The sequence below is a fragment of the Streptomyces fagopyri genome, from assembly GCF_009498275.1.
Lineage (GTDB): Bacteria > Actinomycetota > Actinomycetes > Streptomycetales > Streptomycetaceae > Streptomyces > Streptomyces fagopyri.
Map to the genome: position 1 here is coordinate 8,183,977 of NZ_CP045643.1, position 17,448 is coordinate 8,201,424.

General features: G+C 71.6%; 17 protein-coding genes. 9 read left to right on the forward strand and 8 right to left on the reverse strand.

Annotated features, from left to right (window positions below; genetic code table 11):
- Positions 1–143: 143 nt before the first annotated feature.
- A complete protein-coding gene (locus GFH48_RS35485) occupies positions 144–821 on the reverse strand; it encodes a PASTA domain-containing protein (RefSeq protein WP_228121114.1) in 678 nt (225 codons plus the stop codon).
- 180 nt (positions 822–1,001) lie between these two features.
- Between GFH48_RS35485 and GFH48_RS35490 the strand changes: the two genes are divergently transcribed.
- Together GFH48_RS35490 and GFH48_RS35495 are read left to right on the forward strand one after the other, a co-directional pair.
- On the forward strand, positions 1,002–1,196 hold the full coding sequence (locus tag GFH48_RS35490) for a hypothetical protein (protein WP_153292159.1): 195 nt from the start codon (positions 1,002–1,004) through the stop codon (positions 1,194–1,196).
- Between the two features lie 140 nt (positions 1,197–1,336).
- Complete coding sequence (locus GFH48_RS35495) at positions 1,337–2,377, forward strand: NUDIX hydrolase (protein ID WP_153292160.1); 1,041 nt, start codon at positions 1,337–1,339, stop codon at positions 2,375–2,377.
- A gap of 183 nt (positions 2,378–2,560) precedes the next feature.
- Here GFH48_RS35495 and GFH48_RS35500 read toward each other — a convergent pair whose 3' ends face one another.
- Positions 2,561–3,916, reverse strand: a complete 1,356-nt coding sequence (locus GFH48_RS35500) for a dipeptidase (RefSeq protein WP_153292161.1) — start codon at positions 3,914–3,916, stop codon at positions 2,561–2,563.
- A 184-nt stretch (positions 3,917–4,100) separates the two neighbouring features.
- Between GFH48_RS35500 and GFH48_RS35505 the strand changes: the two genes are divergently transcribed.
- Positions 4,101–5,306, forward strand: a complete 1,206-nt coding sequence (locus GFH48_RS35505; protein ID WP_153292162.1) for a geranylgeranyl reductase family protein — start codon at positions 4,101–4,103, stop codon at positions 5,304–5,306.
- A gap of 591 nt (positions 5,307–5,897) precedes the next feature.
- Here GFH48_RS35505 and GFH48_RS35510 read toward each other — a convergent pair.
- Complete coding sequence (locus GFH48_RS35510) at positions 5,898–6,347, reverse strand: nitroreductase family deazaflavin-dependent oxidoreductase (protein ID WP_153292163.1); 450 nt, start codon at positions 6,345–6,347, stop codon at positions 5,898–5,900.
- A 166-nt stretch (positions 6,348–6,513) separates the two neighbouring features.
- Here GFH48_RS35510 and GFH48_RS35515 point away from each other — a divergent pair, with 166 nt between their 5' ends.
- From GFH48_RS35515 to GFH48_RS35525, 3 genes are all read left to right on the forward strand, one after another.
- A complete protein-coding gene (locus GFH48_RS35515; protein WP_153292164.1) occupies positions 6,514–7,251 on the forward strand; it encodes a TetR/AcrR family transcriptional regulator in 738 nt (245 codons plus the stop codon).
- A gap of 212 nt (positions 7,252–7,463) precedes the next feature.
- A complete protein-coding gene (locus GFH48_RS35520) occupies positions 7,464–8,729 on the forward strand; it encodes a sensor histidine kinase (protein ID WP_153292165.1) in 1,266 nt (421 codons plus the stop codon).
- Positions 8,726–9,391: a response regulator transcription factor gene (locus GFH48_RS35525; RefSeq protein WP_153292166.1), complete on the forward strand. Its 666-nt coding sequence runs from the start codon at positions 8,726–8,728 to the stop codon at positions 9,389–9,391. The genes GFH48_RS35520 and GFH48_RS35525 overlap by 4 nt, the downstream gene beginning before the upstream one ends.
- Here the strand turns inward: GFH48_RS35525 and GFH48_RS35530 are convergent.
- Positions 9,352–9,633, reverse strand: coding sequence for a DUF6332 family protein (locus tag GFH48_RS35530; protein WP_153292167.1), 282 nt, complete (start codon positions 9,631–9,633; stop codon positions 9,352–9,354). The genes GFH48_RS35525 and GFH48_RS35530 overlap by 40 nt on opposite strands.
- A 279-nt stretch (positions 9,634–9,912) precedes the next feature.
- Complete coding sequence (locus GFH48_RS35535) at positions 9,913–11,403, reverse strand: MFS transporter (protein ID WP_153292168.1); 1,491 nt, start codon at positions 11,401–11,403, stop codon at positions 9,913–9,915.
- A gap of 85 nt (positions 11,404–11,488) precedes the next feature.
- Here GFH48_RS35535 and GFH48_RS35540 point away from each other — a divergent pair, with 85 nt between their 5' ends.
- Complete coding sequence (locus tag GFH48_RS35540) at positions 11,489–11,923, forward strand: MarR family winged helix-turn-helix transcriptional regulator (RefSeq protein ID WP_153292169.1); 435 nt, start codon at positions 11,489–11,491, stop codon at positions 11,921–11,923.
- Here GFH48_RS35540 and GFH48_RS35545 read toward each other — a convergent pair.
- The 3 genes from GFH48_RS35545 to GFH48_RS35555 form a co-directional block, all read right to left on the reverse strand.
- Entirely contained in the window at positions 11,910–12,671 is a 762-nt protein-coding gene (locus GFH48_RS35545; RefSeq protein WP_153292170.1) for a maleylpyruvate isomerase family mycothiol-dependent enzyme, read from the reverse strand. The genes GFH48_RS35540 and GFH48_RS35545 overlap by 14 nt on opposite strands.
- Before the next feature lie 40 nt (positions 12,672–12,711).
- On the reverse strand, positions 12,712–12,972 hold the full coding sequence (locus GFH48_RS39960) for an MmyB family transcriptional regulator (RefSeq protein ID WP_322747013.1): 261 nt from the start codon (positions 12,970–12,972) through the stop codon (positions 12,712–12,714).
- A gap of 185 nt (positions 12,973–13,157) precedes the next feature.
- Positions 13,158–14,402 (reverse strand): MFS transporter, encoded by a 1,245-nt coding sequence (locus tag GFH48_RS35555; RefSeq protein ID WP_153292171.1) that lies wholly within the window; start codon positions 14,400–14,402, stop codon positions 13,158–13,160.
- A gap of 305 nt (positions 14,403–14,707) precedes the next feature.
- Between GFH48_RS35555 and GFH48_RS35560 the strand changes: the two genes are divergently transcribed.
- Positions 14,708–14,923 carry a hypothetical protein gene (locus GFH48_RS35560; protein ID WP_194280770.1) on the forward strand — a complete coding sequence of 72 codons (216 nt, stop codon included), beginning with the start codon at positions 14,708–14,710 and terminating at the stop codon, positions 14,921–14,923.
- 554 nt (positions 14,924–15,477) lie between these two features.
- Positions 15,478–17,202 carry a fatty acyl-AMP ligase gene (locus GFH48_RS35565; protein WP_153292172.1) on the forward strand — a complete coding sequence of 575 codons (1,725 nt, stop codon included), beginning with the start codon at positions 15,478–15,480 and terminating at the stop codon, positions 17,200–17,202.
- Positions 17,203–17,448: the final 246 nt, after the last annotated feature.

A 17,448-nucleotide genomic window follows, 5' to 3' on the forward strand; every position in this document is an offset into this window, starting at 1 on the left:
CGTTCTGCCTCGCGCTGCCCTGCACAGTCCTGAACCACACCGCCCTGAACCACACCGCCCTGAACCGCGCCGCCCCGCACCGCACCGCCCCGCACCGCACCGTGCTCCGCCGGGCGGCACCGCGCCGCCCGGCGAGGTGGTCGCTAGCAGGGCTCGTCGAACTTGACCGCCGTGAGTTCCACCGGTTGGCCGCGGAGTGCGGCACCGGCGGCCGGGGACTGGGTGCACACCTTCCAGTTGCTCTCGATCAGGATCCAACGCTTCGCGCCGGAAGCGTCCTTGACCGTGAACGACGTTCCCGAGCCGAGTGCGGCCCGCGCGGCCTTCACCGACTTTCCCGCGAAGTCCGGGATCTTCCCGCCCGCCGTGGAAGGGGCTGTCACATCCTTCGACGGGCATGTCTCGGCGAGCTTCACGGAACCGAGGTCCAGGGTGGTGTCGGTGGTCGTCGTCGTGCCCGCGCGCACGTTCTGCGTGCACACCTTCCAGTCCCGGTCGAGGATCTGGTGACGGCCCCGGCCGAGCGAGTCGTGCGACTTCAGCGAGCGGAAGCCCTGCTTCTGTGCCTCGTCCTGGGCGGACTGCAGGCCCATGCCGACGAAGTCGGGCACCGTTCTCCGTTCGGCCGCGGTCGGCTTGTCGTCCTTCGGTGTCGAGGCCGACGCGCTGGGGGCCGAACTGCCCGTGGCCCTGCCGCCGTCCGCCGGCTGACAGGCGGCGACACAGCCGACCCCGACCGTGAGCAGGACGACACTGATGATCCGGGTGCGCACGTATTCCCCCAAGTGGTACTGGTGCGGACGGAATGCACGGAACAGCATACGAAAAGGCACACGTCGGGTTACGGATCGGTCATGTCCTCCCTCCGTGGGCTGTTTCGAGTGGGATGACGTCAGTGGCGCGAACATGACGGTAAGCAAAGGGCGGGGTGCGTGTGACCGAGCCGTGACTTGTCGTCACCGGACCGTGACCCGTCGGCGGTTTTCGGAGTTGAACCGGGCATGAAGAAGCGCAGCATGCTGGCCATCGCCTCCCTCGCCACCGGGTTCGTCGTCGCGGCGATCACCCCGTCCCACGCCCTCGACAGCAGCGCCCTCGGTGACCTGCACGTCGACGACACGCTCAGCTCCGTCGACCACACGCTCGGCAGCGAAAGCCTCGCCATGGACGACTCCGCGCCGGACCGGAACCGCTGAGCCGAAGCGACCCGCGCGCGGCGCCGGTGCCCCCCACGACGGGCATCGGCGCCGCGCCGTTCGGCTCCCCCATCAGGGGCTGGTTTCCGTGGCAGGGTGGAGCGGGCAAGCCACAGGGGGCCAACAGAAGAGGGGGAACCGTGATCGTCTGGATCAACGGTGCGTTCGGTGCGGGGAAGACCACCACCGCACGGGAACTGATCGACCTGATCCCGAACAGCACGCTCTTCGACCCCGAGGTCATCGGCGGCGGACTCACGAAGCTGCTGCCGCCCAAACACCTCGCCGAGGTCGGTGACTTCCAGGACCTGCCGATCTGGCGGCGCCTGGTGGTCGACACCGCGGCAGCCATGCTCGCGGAGCTGGGCGGCGTCCTCGTGGTTCCCATGACCCTACTGCGTCAGGAGTACCGCGACGAGATCTTCGGCGGCCTCGCCTCGCGCCGGATCGAGGTGCGCCATGTCCTCCTCGTCCCGGCGGAAACGATCCTGCGCGAGCGCATCGCAGCCCGGGAGATACCCGAGGACCTGCCGGACGGCCGGATACGGATGCGCCAGTGGTGCTACGACCACATCGAGCCCTACCGCACGGCGCTCGCCTCCTGGCTCACCGCCGACGCCCACCCCGTCGACACCAGTGCCCTGACTCCGTACGACACCGCGGTGCGCATCGCCGAGGCGGTTCGCACCAACGATGTGCCCGCCTGTGACATCGTGCAGACCCCCGAACCCACCTCCGAGACCGTCGCCGCGGGCGTACTCCTCTTCGACGAGCAGGACAGGGTGCTGCTCGTCGACCCGACCTACAAGGCCGGCTGGGAGTTTCCCGGCGGTGTCGTCGAGTCCGGTGAGGCCCCCGCCCGTGCGGGCATGCGCGAGGTCGCCGAGGAGACCGGCATACGGCTCGACGACGTACCCGGCCTGCTCGTCGTCGACTGGGAACCGCCCGCACCGCCCGGTTACGGCGGGCTGCGCCTCCTCTACGACGGCGGCCTGCTCGGCTCCGAAGAGGCCGGCCGACTGCTGCTGCCGGGACCGGAGTTGCGTGCCTGGCGCTTCGTCACCGAACAGGAGGCGGCCGACCTGTTGCCCCCCGTGCGCTACGAGCGGCTGCGGTGGGCCCTGCGGGCGCGGGAACGCGGCGCCGCACTGTATCTGGAGGCCGGTGTCCCGGTCGGCTGAGCCGCCCGGGTCCGGATGCGGTTCCCGGGTTGACGATCCGCCAGCCAGAGGTACGGGCTCCCGCGGCCGTGTGCGGCGAACGCGCCGGACCCGCGCACCGCACGTGGTGCCGCGCTGTCGCCGGGAGCGTGGTGGAGGACGACCGCGCCTCGCCGCGAGGCGCGGGTCTCCTCCCGGGAGGGGTCAGCTCGCCGCGTACTTCTGCAGGAACAGCGCCTCCGTGACCGACAGACGCTCCAACTCGTCCGGCGAGACGCTCTCGTTCACCGCGTGGATCTGCGCCTCCGGTTCGCTCAGACCGATGAGGAGGATCTCCGCGCTCGGGTAGAGCGAGGCCAGCGTGTTGCACAGCGGGATGGAGCCGCCCTGGCCCGCCGACTGCATCTCCTCACCCGGGTACGCGACCGCCATCGCCTCGGCCATCGCCGTGTACGCCGGGCTTGAGGTGTCGGCGCGGAAGGGCTGGCCCTGGCCGATCTGCTCGGTGCTCACCCGCGCGCCCCACGGCGTGTGCGCCTCCAGGTGGGCCTGCAGCAGCTTGGTCGCCTCGACCGCGTCCGTGCCCGGCGGCACCCGGAGGCTGACCAGCGCGCGGGCGCCCGCCTGCACGGACGGAGTGGCGCCGACGACCGGCGGGCAGTCGATGCCGAGGACCGTGACCGCCGGACGGGCCCAGATGCGGTCGGCGACCGAACCGGAGCCGATCAGCTCCACCCCGTCGAGCACCTTGGCGTCCTGGCGGAACGCCTCCTCGTCGTACTGCAGCCCCTCCCACCGCGCGTCACCGGTCAGTCCGTCGACCGTCGTCGAACCGTCCTTCGCCCGCAGCGAGTCCAGGACGCGGATCAGCGCGCCGAGCGCGTCCGGCGCCGCGCCGCCGAACTGGCCCGAGTGGAGGTTGCCTTCCAGGGTGTCGACCCGGACACGTACGAGGGTCATCCCGCGCAGCGTCGAGGTGACCGTGGGCAGACCGAGCCGGAAGTTGCCGACGTCGCCGATGACGATGGTGTCCGCCGTCAGCAGGTCGGGGTGCTCCTCGGCGTACCGCTCGAGACCGCCCGTGCCCTGTTCCTCCGAACCCTCGACGATGACCTTGACGCTCACCGGAACGCCACCGTTCGCCTTCAGCGCGCGCAGCGCGAGGAGGTGCATGACCAGGCCGCCCTTGCAGTCGGCGGTCCCGCGCCCGTACCAGCGTCCGTCCCGCTCCGTCAGCTCGAAGGGGGGCGTGGTCCAGGCCGCTTCGTCCAGCGGCGGCTGCACGTCGTAGTGCGCGTACAGCAGGACCGTCCGCGCGCCCTCGGGCCCGGGCAGGAAGCCGTACACCGACTGCGTCCCGTCCGGGGTGTCGAGCAGCGCCACGTCCTGGAAGCCCTCGGCGCGCAGGGCGTCGGCGATCCAGTTGGCCGCGCCCTCACTCTCGACGCGTGGAAACTGGCCGAAGTCCGCCACCGATTTGAAGGCCACCAGTTCGGTGAGGTCCGCCTTTGCCGCGGGCATCAGCGAGGCGACGGTCTCGGCGACCGGATTCGACGACATGGGCACGCTCCTTGTGGGTGCGACGTTGTACTTCTGTGTACAGGTGTGCGGGTGGCGCGCACGCACGCACTGGTGTGCGGGGCGCATGCGCTGCCGATCCTCCCACAGTGGCCTGCGGCGACGCCCGCCGTAGGATGCGGGGGACAGGTGCGGCAGACGGCTGGACTGGGAGCAGTAGACCATCGTGAGCAGCGAGAACTCTTCGGCGGACGACGGACAGATGGTGTGGGACGTCGTCGTGGTCGGCGCGGGGCCCGCGGGCGCCTCGGCCGCCTATGCGGCAGCGGTCGCGGGACGCAGCGTCCTGTTGCTGGAGAAGGCGGACCTGCCGCGCTACAAAACGTGCGGCGGCGGAATCATCGGACCATCCCGTGACGCGCTGCCACCCGGCTTCGAGCTGCCGCTGCGGGACCGGGTGCACGCGGTCACGTTCACGCTGGACGGCAAGTTCACCCGCACCCGGCGCTCCAAGCAGATGCTGTTCGGGCTGATCAACCGGCCCGAGTTCGACCAGCAGCTCGTCGAGCACGCGCAGAAGGCGGGCGCCGAGCTGCGTACGGGCGTCACGGTCTCGCGGGTCGAGCAGCACGGGTCGGCCGTGCCGGACCGGCGCACCGTCGCCGTCGTGCTGCAGGGCGGCGAGACGGTGCTGGCGCGGGCGGTGGTCGGCGCGGACGGCAGCGCGAGCCGCATAGGGGCGCACGTCGGCGTGAAGGTCGACCAGGTCGACCTCGGCCTCGAGGCGGAGATCCCGGTGCCGGAGACCGTCGCCGAGGACTGGCAGGGGCGGGTCCTGATCGACTGGGGTCCCATGCCGGGCAGTTACGGCTGGGTGTTCCCCAAGGGCGACACCCTCACCGTCGGTGTGATCTCCGCCCGCGGCGAAGGCGCGGCCACCAAGCGGTACTTGGAGGACTTCATCGCCCGGCTCGGGCTCGCCGGCTTCGAGCCGAGCATCTCCTCGGGTCACCTGACGCGCTGCCGTGCCGACGACTCGCCGCTGTCGCGCGGGCGCGTGCTGGTGTGCGGGGACGCGGCGGGACTCCTGGAGCCGTGGACGCGCGAGGGCATCTCCTTCGCGCTGCGCTCCGGGCGGCTGGCGGGGGAGTGGGCGGTCCGGATCGCCGAGGCGCACGACGCGGTGGACGCCCGCCGCCAGGCGCTCAACTACGCCTTCGCCATCAAGGCCGGACTCGGGGTCGAGATGAGCGTCGGCAAGCGCATGCTGGCCGCGTTCGAGCGGCGGCCGGGCACGCTGCACGCGGTCCTGACGGGCATCCGGCCCGCCTGGAACGCGTTCGCCCGGATCACGCGCGGCTCGACCACGCTCGGCGAACTCGTCCGCTCCCACCCGCTGGCCGGACGTGCCCTCACCGCACTCGACAAGTGAACCGGCCGGTGGTCCAGGCGCGTCACGGCTCACCTGAACCGGCCGCGGAGCGCTCCCGCGCGAACGGCACGTGACGTAGCGCGGCGCCGCATCCATGGATGGCGGGCGTGGGACCGGGGGCCGGGCAGGGCGGGATGGGCCCCGGCACGGAGGGCCGGGGGCCCGGGTGTGCCGGGTCGATACCCGGGGCATGCCGGGCCGATGATCGGGGCGCGTCGGGTCGGTGGGCCGAGTACCCCGGGTCGGTGATTCGGAGGCGCCGGCTGGTGGTTGGTCCGGGTGCGCCGGGCCGTGGTCCGTGGGCGCGGGCCGGTGACCGGGGCGGGTCGTGTCGGGGTTCGGGTGCGTCGGGTCGATGATCGGGCCGTGCCGGGTTCGGGGTGTGCCGGGCCGGTGATCCGGACACGCCGCGCCGAAGGTCCGGTGGGAGTGGACCGGCCGACCGGCGGTCCTTCGGTGGCCTGGACCTCGCGCCAGATCCGCACGCCTGGCCCTCGCGCCAGGTCCGCACGCCTGGCCCTCGCGTCGGGTCCGCACGCCGGGCCCTTCGGCGGGTGGTGCGGGGACCGGCCGGTTCCCGGGTGGCTGGGGTCAGTTCTCGATCACGACCCGGAAGACCGGGTGGTCGGGAGCGATGCGGCGCAGTTCCTCGTCGGAGGAGTCGGGACCGACACCCTTGAAGAAGACGCCGACCTCGGCCTTCCAGCGCTTGAGGTAGGCGCGCAGCAGCGCGACCTTGTCGTCGTCGGTGACCTCGGCCGCCGTGAACGTGTCGACCTGCTTGCCGAGGCGCAGCTCGCCACCGCCGGCGGCCCGCATGTTGTGCGTCCACTGGACGTGGCCTCGCGCCGCCACGAGGTAGTGCCGGCCCTCCACGGTGAGCAGGTTGACCGGGGTCGTGCGCCACTGGCCACTCTTGCGGCCTCGGACGGCGAGGACCCGGGATCCCCAGACGCTGAGGCCGCGACGGGTCATCCAGGCCACGGCGCGGTTGAAGACGTTGACGGTGAACCAGCCCGGCTTCTGGACGTGCGTGGACATGGAGACCCCCATCGGATGGGAGAGCGTCGCTCGCTTTTGTGAGCACTGCTCTCGCTTGAGAGCAGTCTGCACGAGAGCGGTGATCCAAAGCAAGAGCACTGCTCTCATTTGCGTCGGGCGCTCTTGTTTGTGTGCAGTGCTCTGGAAACGTGGCAGACTGCCTCCCATGACGACCGCACGAGGAGTACGCGCCCGAGCCAGGATCGAGGTCACCGCGGCCATCAAGGACGAGGCACGCAGACAGCTCGCCGCGGAGGGGGCGGCCAAGCTCTCGCTGCGCGCCGTCGCCCGCGAGCTCGGTATGGCCTCCTCCGCGCTCTACCGCTATTTCCCGAGCCGCGACGACCTGTTGACGGCGCTCATCATCGACGCCTACGACTCCCTCGGCGAGAGCGCGGAGGCGGCGCACACCGAGGTGGGGACCCGCGGCCCGCGCGAGCGCTGGATCGCGGTCTGTGTGGCCGCGCGCCGCTGGGCGTTGGAGCACCCGCACGAGTACGCGCTCATCTACGGTTCGCCCGTGCCCGGATACAGCGCGCCGCAGACCACCGTCCCGGCCGCGTCCCGCGTGGGGCTGCTCCTGATCGGGATCGTCCGCGACGCGCACCGGGGCAAGGGCGTGGCGCGCACCCCGCTGCCCGCGGGTCTGCGGGCGGAGGCGCGGCGGATGGGCGCCGATCTCGCACCCGACCTCCCGTCCGAGGCCGTCGTGGCGCTCGTGGCCGCCTGGGCGCAGCTCTACGGCCTGATCGGCTTCGAGCTTTTCGGACAGTTCAACAGGGTCGTCGAGGACCGGGAGGAGTTCTTCCGGCACGCGGCGGAGCGGCTCGCCCACGGCGTGGGACTGGTGTACCCGGAGCCCCCGGGGGAAGCGGGCGCGAGTGGCGGCCGGCCCGGTTCCTGAGGGAGGTTCCGCACCGAGAGGGCCCGGCGCCGCGACGGGACGGGACCTGGGCGCTCGCGACGGGACCCGGGCGGTGGGGGGCGCGTCCCGGGGTGTGCGGCGGGTATCGCTCTTCGGGGTGTGCGGCGGGTGTCGCTACTCCCCGGGGAGTACGTGTGATCACCTCGTCCGGCTGACGCCGCCGGCGGTCCGTGCCGTCTAGCGTGGCCGTCATGGAAGAGCAGCGAAGCCCCAGGTCCCCGGCGTGGGGCGGTGGACCGCCGTGGTGGCGACACGGTCCCCCGCGGTGGGCCGGGCCGCCGGGGTGGACGGGTGCGGATCCCGGGAACGCCGCGGGGCGGGCCGGCCGCCTGCCCTGGCGCTCCACTGTGCTGGTGACCGTCCTCGTGCTCCTCGGCTCGCAGTTCGCCGCGCACGCCCAGGGGGGAGACCGCGTGGCGCTCGACCCCTTCGCCCGGGGGCTGCTGCTCGTGGGCTGCGGTCTGCTGCTGTGGCGGCAGCGGCGCCCGGTGCTCGTCGCGTTCGGCACGGCCGCGGTGACCCTGGTCTACCTGGGCGCCGGATACCCGTACGGGCCGGTCTTCGTCACGGCCGCCGTCGGCTGCTTCGGCGCGGTCGTGGCGGGACACCGCCGAGCCGCCTGGGCGGCGATCGGCATGCTCTGGCTCGGCCATCTGCTCATGGCGCACTGGCTCTACCACTGGCTGCCGCCGGCCGGGGACCGGGCGGCCTCCTGGACCCGGGAGATCGGCGTCGCCACCTGGGGCGTGGCGATCGTGGCCGTCTCGGAACTGGTCCGCGTACGCCGTGAGCAGTGGGCCCGCGATCGCGCCGAGCGCGCGCGGGCCGCGGCGCGGCGTGCCGACGAGGAGCGCCTGCGGATCGCCCGGGAACTGCACGACGTCCTGGCACACAGCATCTCGGTGATCAATGTCCAGGCGGGCGTCGGCCTGGCGCTTCTCGACTCCGACCCGGAACAGGCGCGTTCGGCGCTCACCACCATCAAGGAGGCGAGCAAGGAGGCGCTCGGCGAGGTCCGTCAGGTACTCGCCACCCTGCGCGCCCCCGGAGACGCGCCGAGGGCTCCGGCACCGGGACTCGACCGGCTCCCCGAACTGGTCGAGCAGGCGGCGGCCGCGGGCCTGGCCGTCGAGGTGCGGGGCACACTCCCGAAGCTTCCACCGGGCATCGACCTCGCCGCGTTCCGGATCGTCCAGGAGGCCCTCACCAATGTCGTACGGCACTCGGGATCGCGGAACGCGCGCGTGCGGCTCGAGTCGTCGGGGGACGCGCTGCGGCTGCGCGTCGACGACGACGGACCCGGGACCGGCGCCGACGCGGGCGGCAGCGGGCACGGGCTGGCCGGCATGCGGGAGCGGGCCGCCGTCCTCGGTGGCACGATCGAGGCGGGCCCGCGCGAGGACGGTGGCTTCCGGGTGCTGGCGGTACTGCCCCTTCGAGCCAAGGAGATCCGGTGATCCGCGTACTGCTCGCCGACGACCAGTCGCTGGTCAGGGCGGGCTTCAAGGCACTGCTCGACGCACAGGCGGACCTGGAGGTGGCCGGTGAGGCGGCCGACGGCGACGAGGCGCTGCGCAAGGTGCGCGCACTGCGGCCCGACGTCGTTCTGATGGACATCCGCATGCCGGTGCTCGACGGGCTGGCCGCGACCCGGGGTGTCACCGGTGACCCGGATCTGAAGGACGTCAAGGTGGTCATGCTCACCACCTTCGAGCTGGACGAGTACGTCTTCGAGGCGATCCGCTCCGGGGCCTCCGGATTCCTGGTCAAGGACACCGAGCCGGACGAACTCCTGCGCGCGGTAAGGGCGGTGGTCGAGGGCGACGCGCTGTTGTCGCCGGGGGTGACGCGGCGGCTCATCTCCGAGTTCGCGGCCCGGTCCAAGGAACCGGCGGCGGCAGGTCTCCTCGCCCGGCTCACCGAGCGGGAGCGGGAGGTGATGGCGCTGGTCGGAATCGGTCTGTCCAACGACGAGATCGCGAGGCGACTCGTCGTCAGCCCGCTCACCGCGAAGACCCATGTCAGCCGGACGATGGTGAAGCTCGGAGCGCGCGACCGGGCCCAACTGGTCGTGATGGCCTACGAGTCGGGGTTGGTCCGGCCGGGGTGGCTGGGCTGAGCGCCGGCCGCGCGGCCGAAGCGGACCAGCACCGTGACCACACGTACGGCGAAGAGTGCCACGGCCAGCATTATCCCCGAGGTGATGAGGAACTTCTCGACGACTAGGGGGAGATGGAAGAGCAGCGCGGGGCCGGACACTGCCCCGAGCGCGAGCGCCGCCGTGAACGCCGCGCTGAGCAGCGCGTACCCGATCTCCACGGTGATCGCGTCCCGTTGGTCCTGCGTACGTGTCGGTCTCATCCGGCAAGTGTCCGTGCGACGCGCCCGGCGGGCAAGGAATGTCCGGCCGGGCGCGTCGAGTTGAGGACGAAACGGGATGGATCCGGGCGATCGGTGGGGAGCGAGGCGAGCGGGTCGGCCCGCCCCACGTCGGCCAGGTGGGGCCGCGGTGACCGTCGGCCCGAGTGCCCCGGGTGCTCCAAGTGGCTGGAGCGGCCTGTGTGTCCGGGTGGCCGGACCGGCCGGACCGGCCGGAGTGGTCGGAGCGAATCCTGAGTGGTCCGGCCGGTCGCGGTCCGGTCAGTCGTGGGCCGGGACTCGTTCCTGTGACGTCTCCTGTGACGTCTCCCGGGTGGAGCCGGCGACCACGACCGACCCCCGCGGGCGCCGCGTCCGCAGGCCGGGCAGGGTGATCAGCAGCCCCGCCAGGGCGATTCCCGTGACCACGAGCAGGCCGGACCGGTAGCTGTCGAGGACGGCCTGTGGAGAGGAGTCCCCGGAGGAGTTCGCGGTCACGACCGCCGTCACGACCGCGAGGAAGATGGCGCCACCCACCTGGACGGAGGTGTTGAGCAGGCCCGAGACCATGCCCTGCTCGTGGTCGTCGACGCCGTTGGTGGCCTGGATGTTGAGCGACGGGAAGACCAGCGCGCAGGCCGCGCCGATCAGCAGCATCGTCGGCAGGATCACCGACGCGTAGACCGGGTCGAGGCTGACGCGCAGGAACAGCGCATAGCCCACCACCATCAGCGCGAAGCCCGCCGCGATCAGCCGCGGCGTGCCGAAACGGTCCACGACGGCGCCGACCTTGGTCGAGGAGAGCGCGACCAGCGCGCCTGCGGGCAGGAAGGCGAGCGCGGTGTGCAGCGCCGACCATCCGAGGAGCGACTGCATGTAGAGGGTCACCAGGAACTGGAACCCGACGTACGAGCCGAAGAACGCCATCGCGCCGAGCTGGGCCCGGATCTGGCCGCCGGAACGCAGCACCCCGAGCCGGATCAGGGGTCCGGGCGAACGCCGCTCGACCCGGACGAAGACCGTGAGCAGGACGGCGACCGCGAGGAAGGACAGCAGCGTGCGGACGGAGCCCCATCCGGCTTGCGGAGCCTCGACCACGGTGAACACGAGCAGCAGCATCGATGCCGTGCCGAGAACGGCACCGGGGATGTCGTAGCCGTTGTGGTCCTTCTCGCGTTCGCTGCGCGGCAGGAGGTTCATGCCGACGAGGAGCGCGAGGAGCGCGATGGGCGCGGGCAGCAGCATCGTCAGGCGCCAACTGGCCTCGGTGAGCAGGCCGGACAGGACGAGGCCCATCGAGAAGCCGGTGGCGGCGCAGGTGGTGTAGATCGACAGGGCGCGGTTGCGCAGCGGGCCCTCGGGGAAGGTCGTCGTGATGATCGACAGGCCCGCCGGCGCGGTGAACGCCGCGCTGAGGCCCTTGATGAAGCGGCTGGCGATCAGCAGCGGGCCCGAGTCGACGAGTCCGCCGAGCAGCGAGGCGAGCGCGAAGACCCCTAGGGCCACGAGGAAGACCTGACGGCGGCCCAGCAGGTCGGCGGTGCGTCCGCCGAGCAGGAGCAGCCCGCCGTATCCCAGGATGTAGCCGCTGACGATCCATTGCAGCGTCGAGGTGGAGAGATCGAGTTCGGAGCCGATGGAGGGCAGGGCGACGCCCACCATCGACACGTCCAGTGCGTCCAGGAACATCGCGGCGCAGAGCACCAGCAGGGTGCCCCACAGGCGGGGGGTCCAGCGTCCCAGGGACGCGGGTGCGGTGAGCGGGGAGGTCATGCCGGAGAGACTACATGCGTATGCATCCAATGCAAATGCATTTAATTCTGATGCAACAAAATGGATTCTTTGCTACGGTGCGCCCATGGCGGCGGAGAAGGCCGAGCAGGTGCTCGTGGATCAGTGGCGCGACATACTCGCGGTGCACGCGCGCACCCTGTGCGAGGTGGACCGTGTGCTGCACCGACACGGCCTGGGCGCAAGCGACTTCGAGGTGCTCGACGTGCTGGCCGGGGACGCCGGGACGGACGGCGGCTGCTCCTACCGCGTCCAGGAGATCTCCGACCGCGTGCATCTGAGCCAGAGCGCGCTCTCCCGTCTGGTGGCCCGGTTGGAGAAGGACGGCCTGGTGACGCGCGGCATGTGCTCGGAGGACCGGCGCGGGGTGCGGGTGTCGCTCACGCCCCGAGGGATCGACCTGCACCGTGAGGTGCTGCCACTGCAGCGCGCGGTGCTCGCGCGGATGCTCCCGGGCGATCCGACCGCCCGCGACGCCGCCGCCCCGTTCAGCTCCAGGTGACTTCGGACGTCTCCCGCCACAGCGTGGCGAGTGAGGCGTCGCCCGTCACCGTCGGAAACGGCAGCCGGTTCCACAGCGCCAGGTAGAGCCCCGCGGCGGGACCGGACACCTCGCAGTCGACGTCGACCGCGGCGCCGCCGTCCCGGTCCGCGCCCGGGCCCCGCTCGCTCACCGGCGGCTCGGGCGACAGCCGTACGGTCCACACCGCGTCGGCGTCCGTCGCCCGCACGCGCAGTACACGGGGCTCCTGGGCGCGCACCTTGCTCCGCGCCCGTCCGTGGAAGCCGCGCAGCAACTCGTCGATCCCGTCCACCGCGAGGTCAGGGGCGACGGTGCCCGGCGTCACGCCGAGGGCGGACTGCGCGTCGACCCGGTGCACGGTCGTCTCGTGTGCCTGGCGCCGAGCCCAGAAGGCGAGCGGCGAGGGGGCGGGCAGGAAGCTCCAGCACTCCACGTCCCGCGGCGCGGAGGCGAGGCTGTCGACGAGCCGGCGGTGGCCGTCGCGGAACCAGGCGAGGAGTTCGGCGCCGTCGAGTGCGGGCAGACCGCCGTCCTGCAGGTACGCGGTGTGCCCCTCGGTGACGAACGTCCTCGCCCAGCGGTGCACCATGCCCGTGTGCCGCACGAGATCCCGCACCTGCCAGCCCGGGCAGGTCGCCACCTCGGCGTCCGGTCCCGCCTCCTCGGCCGCCGCCACCAGCGAGCGGCCCTCCGTGTCGAGGGTTTCCACGAATTCCGCAACGTCCATGCGGTGAGTCTGCCGGACGAACCGCGCGTCGAGAACCGGCTCAGGCGGGTGTCCGGCGGGCCGTTCGCGGTGTTCGTTCGGTGACGGCGCAGGCGGCGAGGAGGCTGAGGCCGTCGGTGCCGACGGAGATGCCCCGGTCCGTGGAGAAGTCCGCGCCGCAGGGGTGGAGGAACTGGAAGCGGGCGATGCTGAGGGGCTCCACGGCGGTGTCGAACAGCGGGGCGTACAGGGCGCGGCCGAGGATGTCGACGGCCAGGATGTCCAGGCGTCCGTTGCGGATGAACCCGGGGGCGTCGGTCATGGAGTGGGGACTCCGCCCCATCCCGGGCCCGGGCCCGTATCCGCGCGAGGAGAACCACCGATGCAACTGCTCGGCAAGCCCCCCACACGGCCAAACTGCCCGCCCAGATGTCCACCGGCGACGCCTGGGCCGATGTGATCCTCCGGGGTGAGAGCCCGTCTCGGGTGAGGGCGAACATGGTCCGCTCAGGCCACCGCGACCCGTCGGGTGGTGAAGCCGATGACGGCGGCCACGGCGGCCAGCGCGGCCACACTGGTGAGTGCCGTGGGCAGGGAGAACCAGTCCGCCATGAACCCGATGGCGGGCGGTCCGAGGAGCATGCCGCCGTAACCGAGCGTGGACGCGGCGGCGACTCCGCCGGGCCCGGCCAGGGCACCGGCACGCTCGATGGCCACGGGGAAGATGTTGGCGAGGCCGAGCCCCGTGACGGCGAATCCGAGGAGAGCGGCCCACGCGGAAGGGGCGAGCGACCCGAGCAGCATGCCGGCGGCGGCCGTCGCACCGCCCACCACCAGGATCCTGGTCCGTCCGAGCCGCTCCAGCAGCGCCGTCCCGCTGAGCCGGCCGATCGTCATGGTGAGCGCGAAGCAGGAGTAGCCGGCGGCCGCAACACCTGGGTGGGCTTCGAGGTCCTGTTCGAGATGCAGCGCCCCCCAGTCGGCCAGGGCTCCCTCGCCGTACGCCGTGCACAGGGCGATCACGCCGAAGACGAGGACCAGCACCCGGGTACGGGAGCCCACGCGGCGGGGTACCCGGTCCCCGCCTCGGTGGGGGCGGTCCGGTGCCGCCGGAGTGGCGTCGTGGTGGGGGCGGTCCGGAGCGGCCGGAGCCTCCTCACGCAGCAGGACGCGTCCCGCGACGGCGGTCACCAGCAGGCCGACGCAGGTCAGTCCCAGCAGATGACGGGTGGGGGAGAGCGATCCCGCGACCAGTCCGCCGAGACCCGCGCCGATCATCCCGCCCAGACTGAACGCCGCGTGGAAGCTGGGCATGATCGGCCGTCGCAGCGCGGCCACCAGATCGACGGCGGCACTGTTGAACGCGACGTTGATCCCGCCGTAGGCGGAGCCGAACACCAGGAGCACGGCGCCCAGGGCCACCGGGGAGTGGGTGAGCGGCGGCAGCGCCACGCTCAGCGAGAGGATGACGGCGCAGACGACGGTCACCGGATGGTTGCCGAAGCGTCGGCACAGCCTCCCGGTGAGTGTCATCGTGATCACCGCGCCGGCCGAGACTCCGAGCAGCGCGAGCCCGAGTGTGCTCGCGGAGGCGCCGGTCTGCTCCTTGATGGCGGGGATGCGCACGACCCAGCCGGCGAAGACGAACCCGTCGAGGGCGAAGAAGGCGGTCAGGGCGATACGGAGGCGGGTCAGATCCTTGCCGTTGTCGGGCGCGACGTTGCGCGTCCGGGTTTTGTTTATTTTCGGCACAAACTCACGGTAAGGGGGCGCGTGAGCTGCGGCAAGACCGTTCGCGGGGTATTCGCGAACGGGTGAGAACGGTGACGGTGGACGTCGGAGCGGTGGGGCCGGGCTGGCGTGTCGTGGGCGAGGCTGGTCTATTCGAACTCTCATTCGGCCCCCTGGTCACCCCTGAATCCCTTGCGGCGCGGGCTTCGCGTCCTCTAGTGTCCAATCTCGTTGGACAGTTCGTCCGACGAAGTTGGGCACGGCCCGGGGGGAACCTGGCCGGGTCCGGCGAGTACAGGGCACCGATTCCTTAGGGGGAATTGATCATGATGGATCCTCGTGAACTGGACGCCGAGTCGGCGGAGCTGCTGCCTGGCCGTGAGGCTCTGGGGCGGCTGAAGTTCAGCATCGGCAAGACGGTGAACGTCACCAAGCACGTCGCCAACATCTCCGCGCACAACGAGTCGGCCGCGCTCAACGACCACTCCTCGTGGTCGGTGGCGGACTCGGGGGCCGGTCAGGCCATCAACGTCAGCCAGTAGTTCCTCGACGGCGAGGGTATTCGGCGGACCGCGCATCGCGCGGTCCGCCTCACCTTTGCCCGCGGTCGGTCGCGCTCGTGCCTGCCCCGCCCCTTCCTCGACCGCGAGTGTGTGCCCGGGGGTGCGACGGCGGGCGGCGTGGCGGGGGGCGTGACGGATCAGCCGCATCGGCCGCATTCCCGTGTTGTCGATGAGCGGGACATTGTTCGACGTGGGTGACGCGACACACATATTCACTTCCGTCCCGGCGTACACCAGCCAATTCGGCGGTCCGGGAACGGTGTTCGGTCTGCGGACCGCGCAATTCCGCGTTTTGTACTCGGGGTTACATCGGTCGGAGCGGCAAGTCTTGCTATCGTCCTACTCGTTGGTAGCAAGTCGCACGGGGGTCGCGAGGAGCGGGCGGAATCAATTCCGCTGCTTCTCGGGCGGGTTGGTCGAGACGGACGCTCTGGCAAGGGGGCCAGGCGGACACGGCATCTGCGCGTATCTGTGACGCGGCCTTCGAACTCCAGTTTTCTCGCTCACTCATCCGAACAGGTGAGACACCTCATATGGCTCGTTCCCTGGTCGATTTACTGACCGCGCACGCCTCCCGACAGCCTGACCGGACCGCTTACCGGTATCTCGTCACGGGTGACTGCGACGGAGAGATCCAGGACATCTCCTACGGGCGGCTGGCCGAGCGCTCCCGGGCCGTGGCCGCTTGGCTGCAGGAACGCGGACTGGCCGGTTCCCGCGCGATGCTGCTCTATCCACCCGGACTCGAGTTCATGTCCGCATATCTGGGCTGTCTTTCGGCCGGAGTCGTCGCCGTACCGGGCGTGCCTCCGCAGGGACGGTCGCAGAATCACCGTGCGCTGCTCCGGACGAGGCGCCTGATGGCCGACGCGGACGTCAGGGTGATCCTGGGCGGCCGTGACGTGATGGCCACCTTGGCGGGTACGGCGGAGCACCTGCCGGAACTGGCCGGGATCACCCGCGTCGCGACCGAGGACATCCCCGACGAGGCGGCCGGCTCCTGGCGCGAGCCCGACCTCACCGCCGACTCCGTCGCCTTCCTCCAGTACACCTCCGGATCCACCTCCGCCCCGCGCGGCGTGATGGTGACGCACGGGAACCTGCTGGACAACGAGCGGATCATCACGGAACGGATGGGCCACACCCCGGAGGTGATCGAGGAGTACGGTCACGAACTCTTCGTCAGCTGGCTTCCCGTCTACCACGACATGGGCCTCATCGGCCCGGTCCTGAACGCGGTGCACCTCGGTGTGACCGCCACGTTCTTCTCGCCGCTGCACTTCCTGCAACGGCCCGAGCGCTGGCTGAACGCCGTCAGCCACTACGGCCCGCACACCAGCGGCGGCCCCAACTTCGCCTACGAGCTGTGCCTGAAGCACGCGACGCCCGAACTGCTCGACGGGCTCGACCTGAGCCGTTGGCGCGTCGCCTTCAACGGCGCGGAACCGGTGCGGGCCGCCACCCTGAGCCGGTTCACCGAGACCTTCGCCGCCGCGGGCTTCCGTCGCGAGGCGCTGTACCCGTGTTACGGCCTGGCGGAGGCCACGCTGATCGTCACCGGCGGTTCGGTACCGGCCCCGCCCACTCTGGTCGAGTCCGCCGGGACCGGGCCGCACGCCGGCGCGACGGACGCGGTGGCGGTCGGCTCCGGCCGCCCCGGCCCCGGCACCACCGTCGTCATCGCCGACCCCGAGCGGCAGGAGGAACTTCCCGAGGGCGAGGTCGGTGAGATCTGGGTCGCCGGCGCCGGCGTAGCCAAGGGCTACTGGCGCAACGCCCTCGCCACCCGGCAGACGTTCCGGGCCGCCCTGAAGAACCGCGAGGGTCACTTCCTGCGCACCGGCGACCTCGGCTTCCTGCGGGACGGCGAGCTCTTCGTCACCGGTCGCCTCAAGGACCTGATGGTCATCGACGGCCGCAACCACCATCCCCAGGACCTGGAACTGTCCGCCGAGATGTCCCACTGGGCGCTGCGGCCCGGCTGCACCGCCGCCTTCTCCGTGGACGCCGGGGAGGAGGGAGAACGCCCCGTCCTCGTCGCGGAGACGGCCCCGGAGGCGCTGGGCGAGTCCGAGAAGATCGTCGACCTGATCCGCGGCGCGATCGGGGAGGCCCACGGCCTGCCGGTGCGCGACGTGGTCCTGATCCACCCCGGCACCATTCCGAAGACGTCCAGCGGGAAGATCCAGCGCCGGGCCACCCGGACCGCGTACCTCGACGGCACCCTGTCCCCGGTCGGCGCGCCCGCCCGGAGTTGACGGCGCCCGCCGGCAACGCGGCCGCACGTGCCGTCGGCGGCCCCATGCCCGTCACGGCACGTGCGCCGGGTCGCTCCGCCGCGCGCGGTCCGGTTCCGACGGGCACCCGGATCTCGCCGCATACCCGACGGCGCCCGCCGACCGGACGTACCGGCCGACCGGACGTACCGGCCGACCGGACGTACCGGCCGACCGGACGTGGCGTCCCTCCCTGCCCGTACGCCCGAAACCCGCGACGAGCCCACC

Coding starts and splice junctions, on each gene's coding strand:
- GFH48_RS35565 (WP_153292172.1), top strand. CDS start 15,478: ATGGCTCGTTCCCTGGTCGATTTACTGACCGCGCACGCCTCCCGACAG.
- GFH48_RS35515 (WP_153292164.1), top strand. CDS start 6,514: ATGACGACCGCACGAGGAGTACGCGCCCGAGCCAGGATCGAGGTCACC.
- GFH48_RS35560 (WP_194280770.1), top strand. CDS start 14,708: ATGATGGATCCTCGTGAACTGGACGCCGAGTCGGCGGAGCTGCTGCCT.
- GFH48_RS35520 (WP_153292165.1), top strand. CDS start 7,464: ATGGAAGAGCAGCGAAGCCCCAGGTCCCCGGCGTGGGGCGGTGGACCG.
- GFH48_RS35545 (WP_153292170.1), bottom strand. CDS start 12,671: ATGGACGTTGCGGAATTCGTGGAAACCCTCGACACGGAGGGCCGCTCG.
- GFH48_RS35535 (WP_153292168.1), bottom strand. CDS start 11,403: ATGACCTCCCCGCTCACCGCACCCGCGTCCCTGGGACGCTGGACCCCC.
- GFH48_RS35540 (WP_153292169.1), top strand. CDS start 11,489: ATGGCGGCGGAGAAGGCCGAGCAGGTGCTCGTGGATCAGTGGCGCGAC.
- GFH48_RS35485 (WP_228121114.1), bottom strand. CDS start 821: ATGCTGTTCCGTGCATTCCGTCCGCACCAGTACCACTTGGGGGAATAC.
- GFH48_RS35510 (WP_153292163.1), bottom strand. CDS start 6,347: ATGTCCACGCACGTCCAGAAGCCGGGCTGGTTCACCGTCAACGTCTTC.
- GFH48_RS35530 (WP_153292167.1), bottom strand. CDS start 9,633: ATGAGACCGACACGTACGCAGGACCAACGGGACGCGATCACCGTGGAG.
- GFH48_RS35500 (WP_153292161.1), bottom strand. CDS start 3,916: ATGTCGTCGAATCCGGTCGCCGAGACCGTCGCCTCGCTGATGCCCGCG.
- GFH48_RS35490 (WP_153292159.1), top strand. CDS start 1,002: ATGAAGAAGCGCAGCATGCTGGCCATCGCCTCCCTCGCCACCGGGTTC.
- GFH48_RS39960 (WP_322747013.1), bottom strand. CDS start 12,972: ATGACCGACGCCCCCGGGTTCATCCGCAACGGACGCCTGGACATCCTG.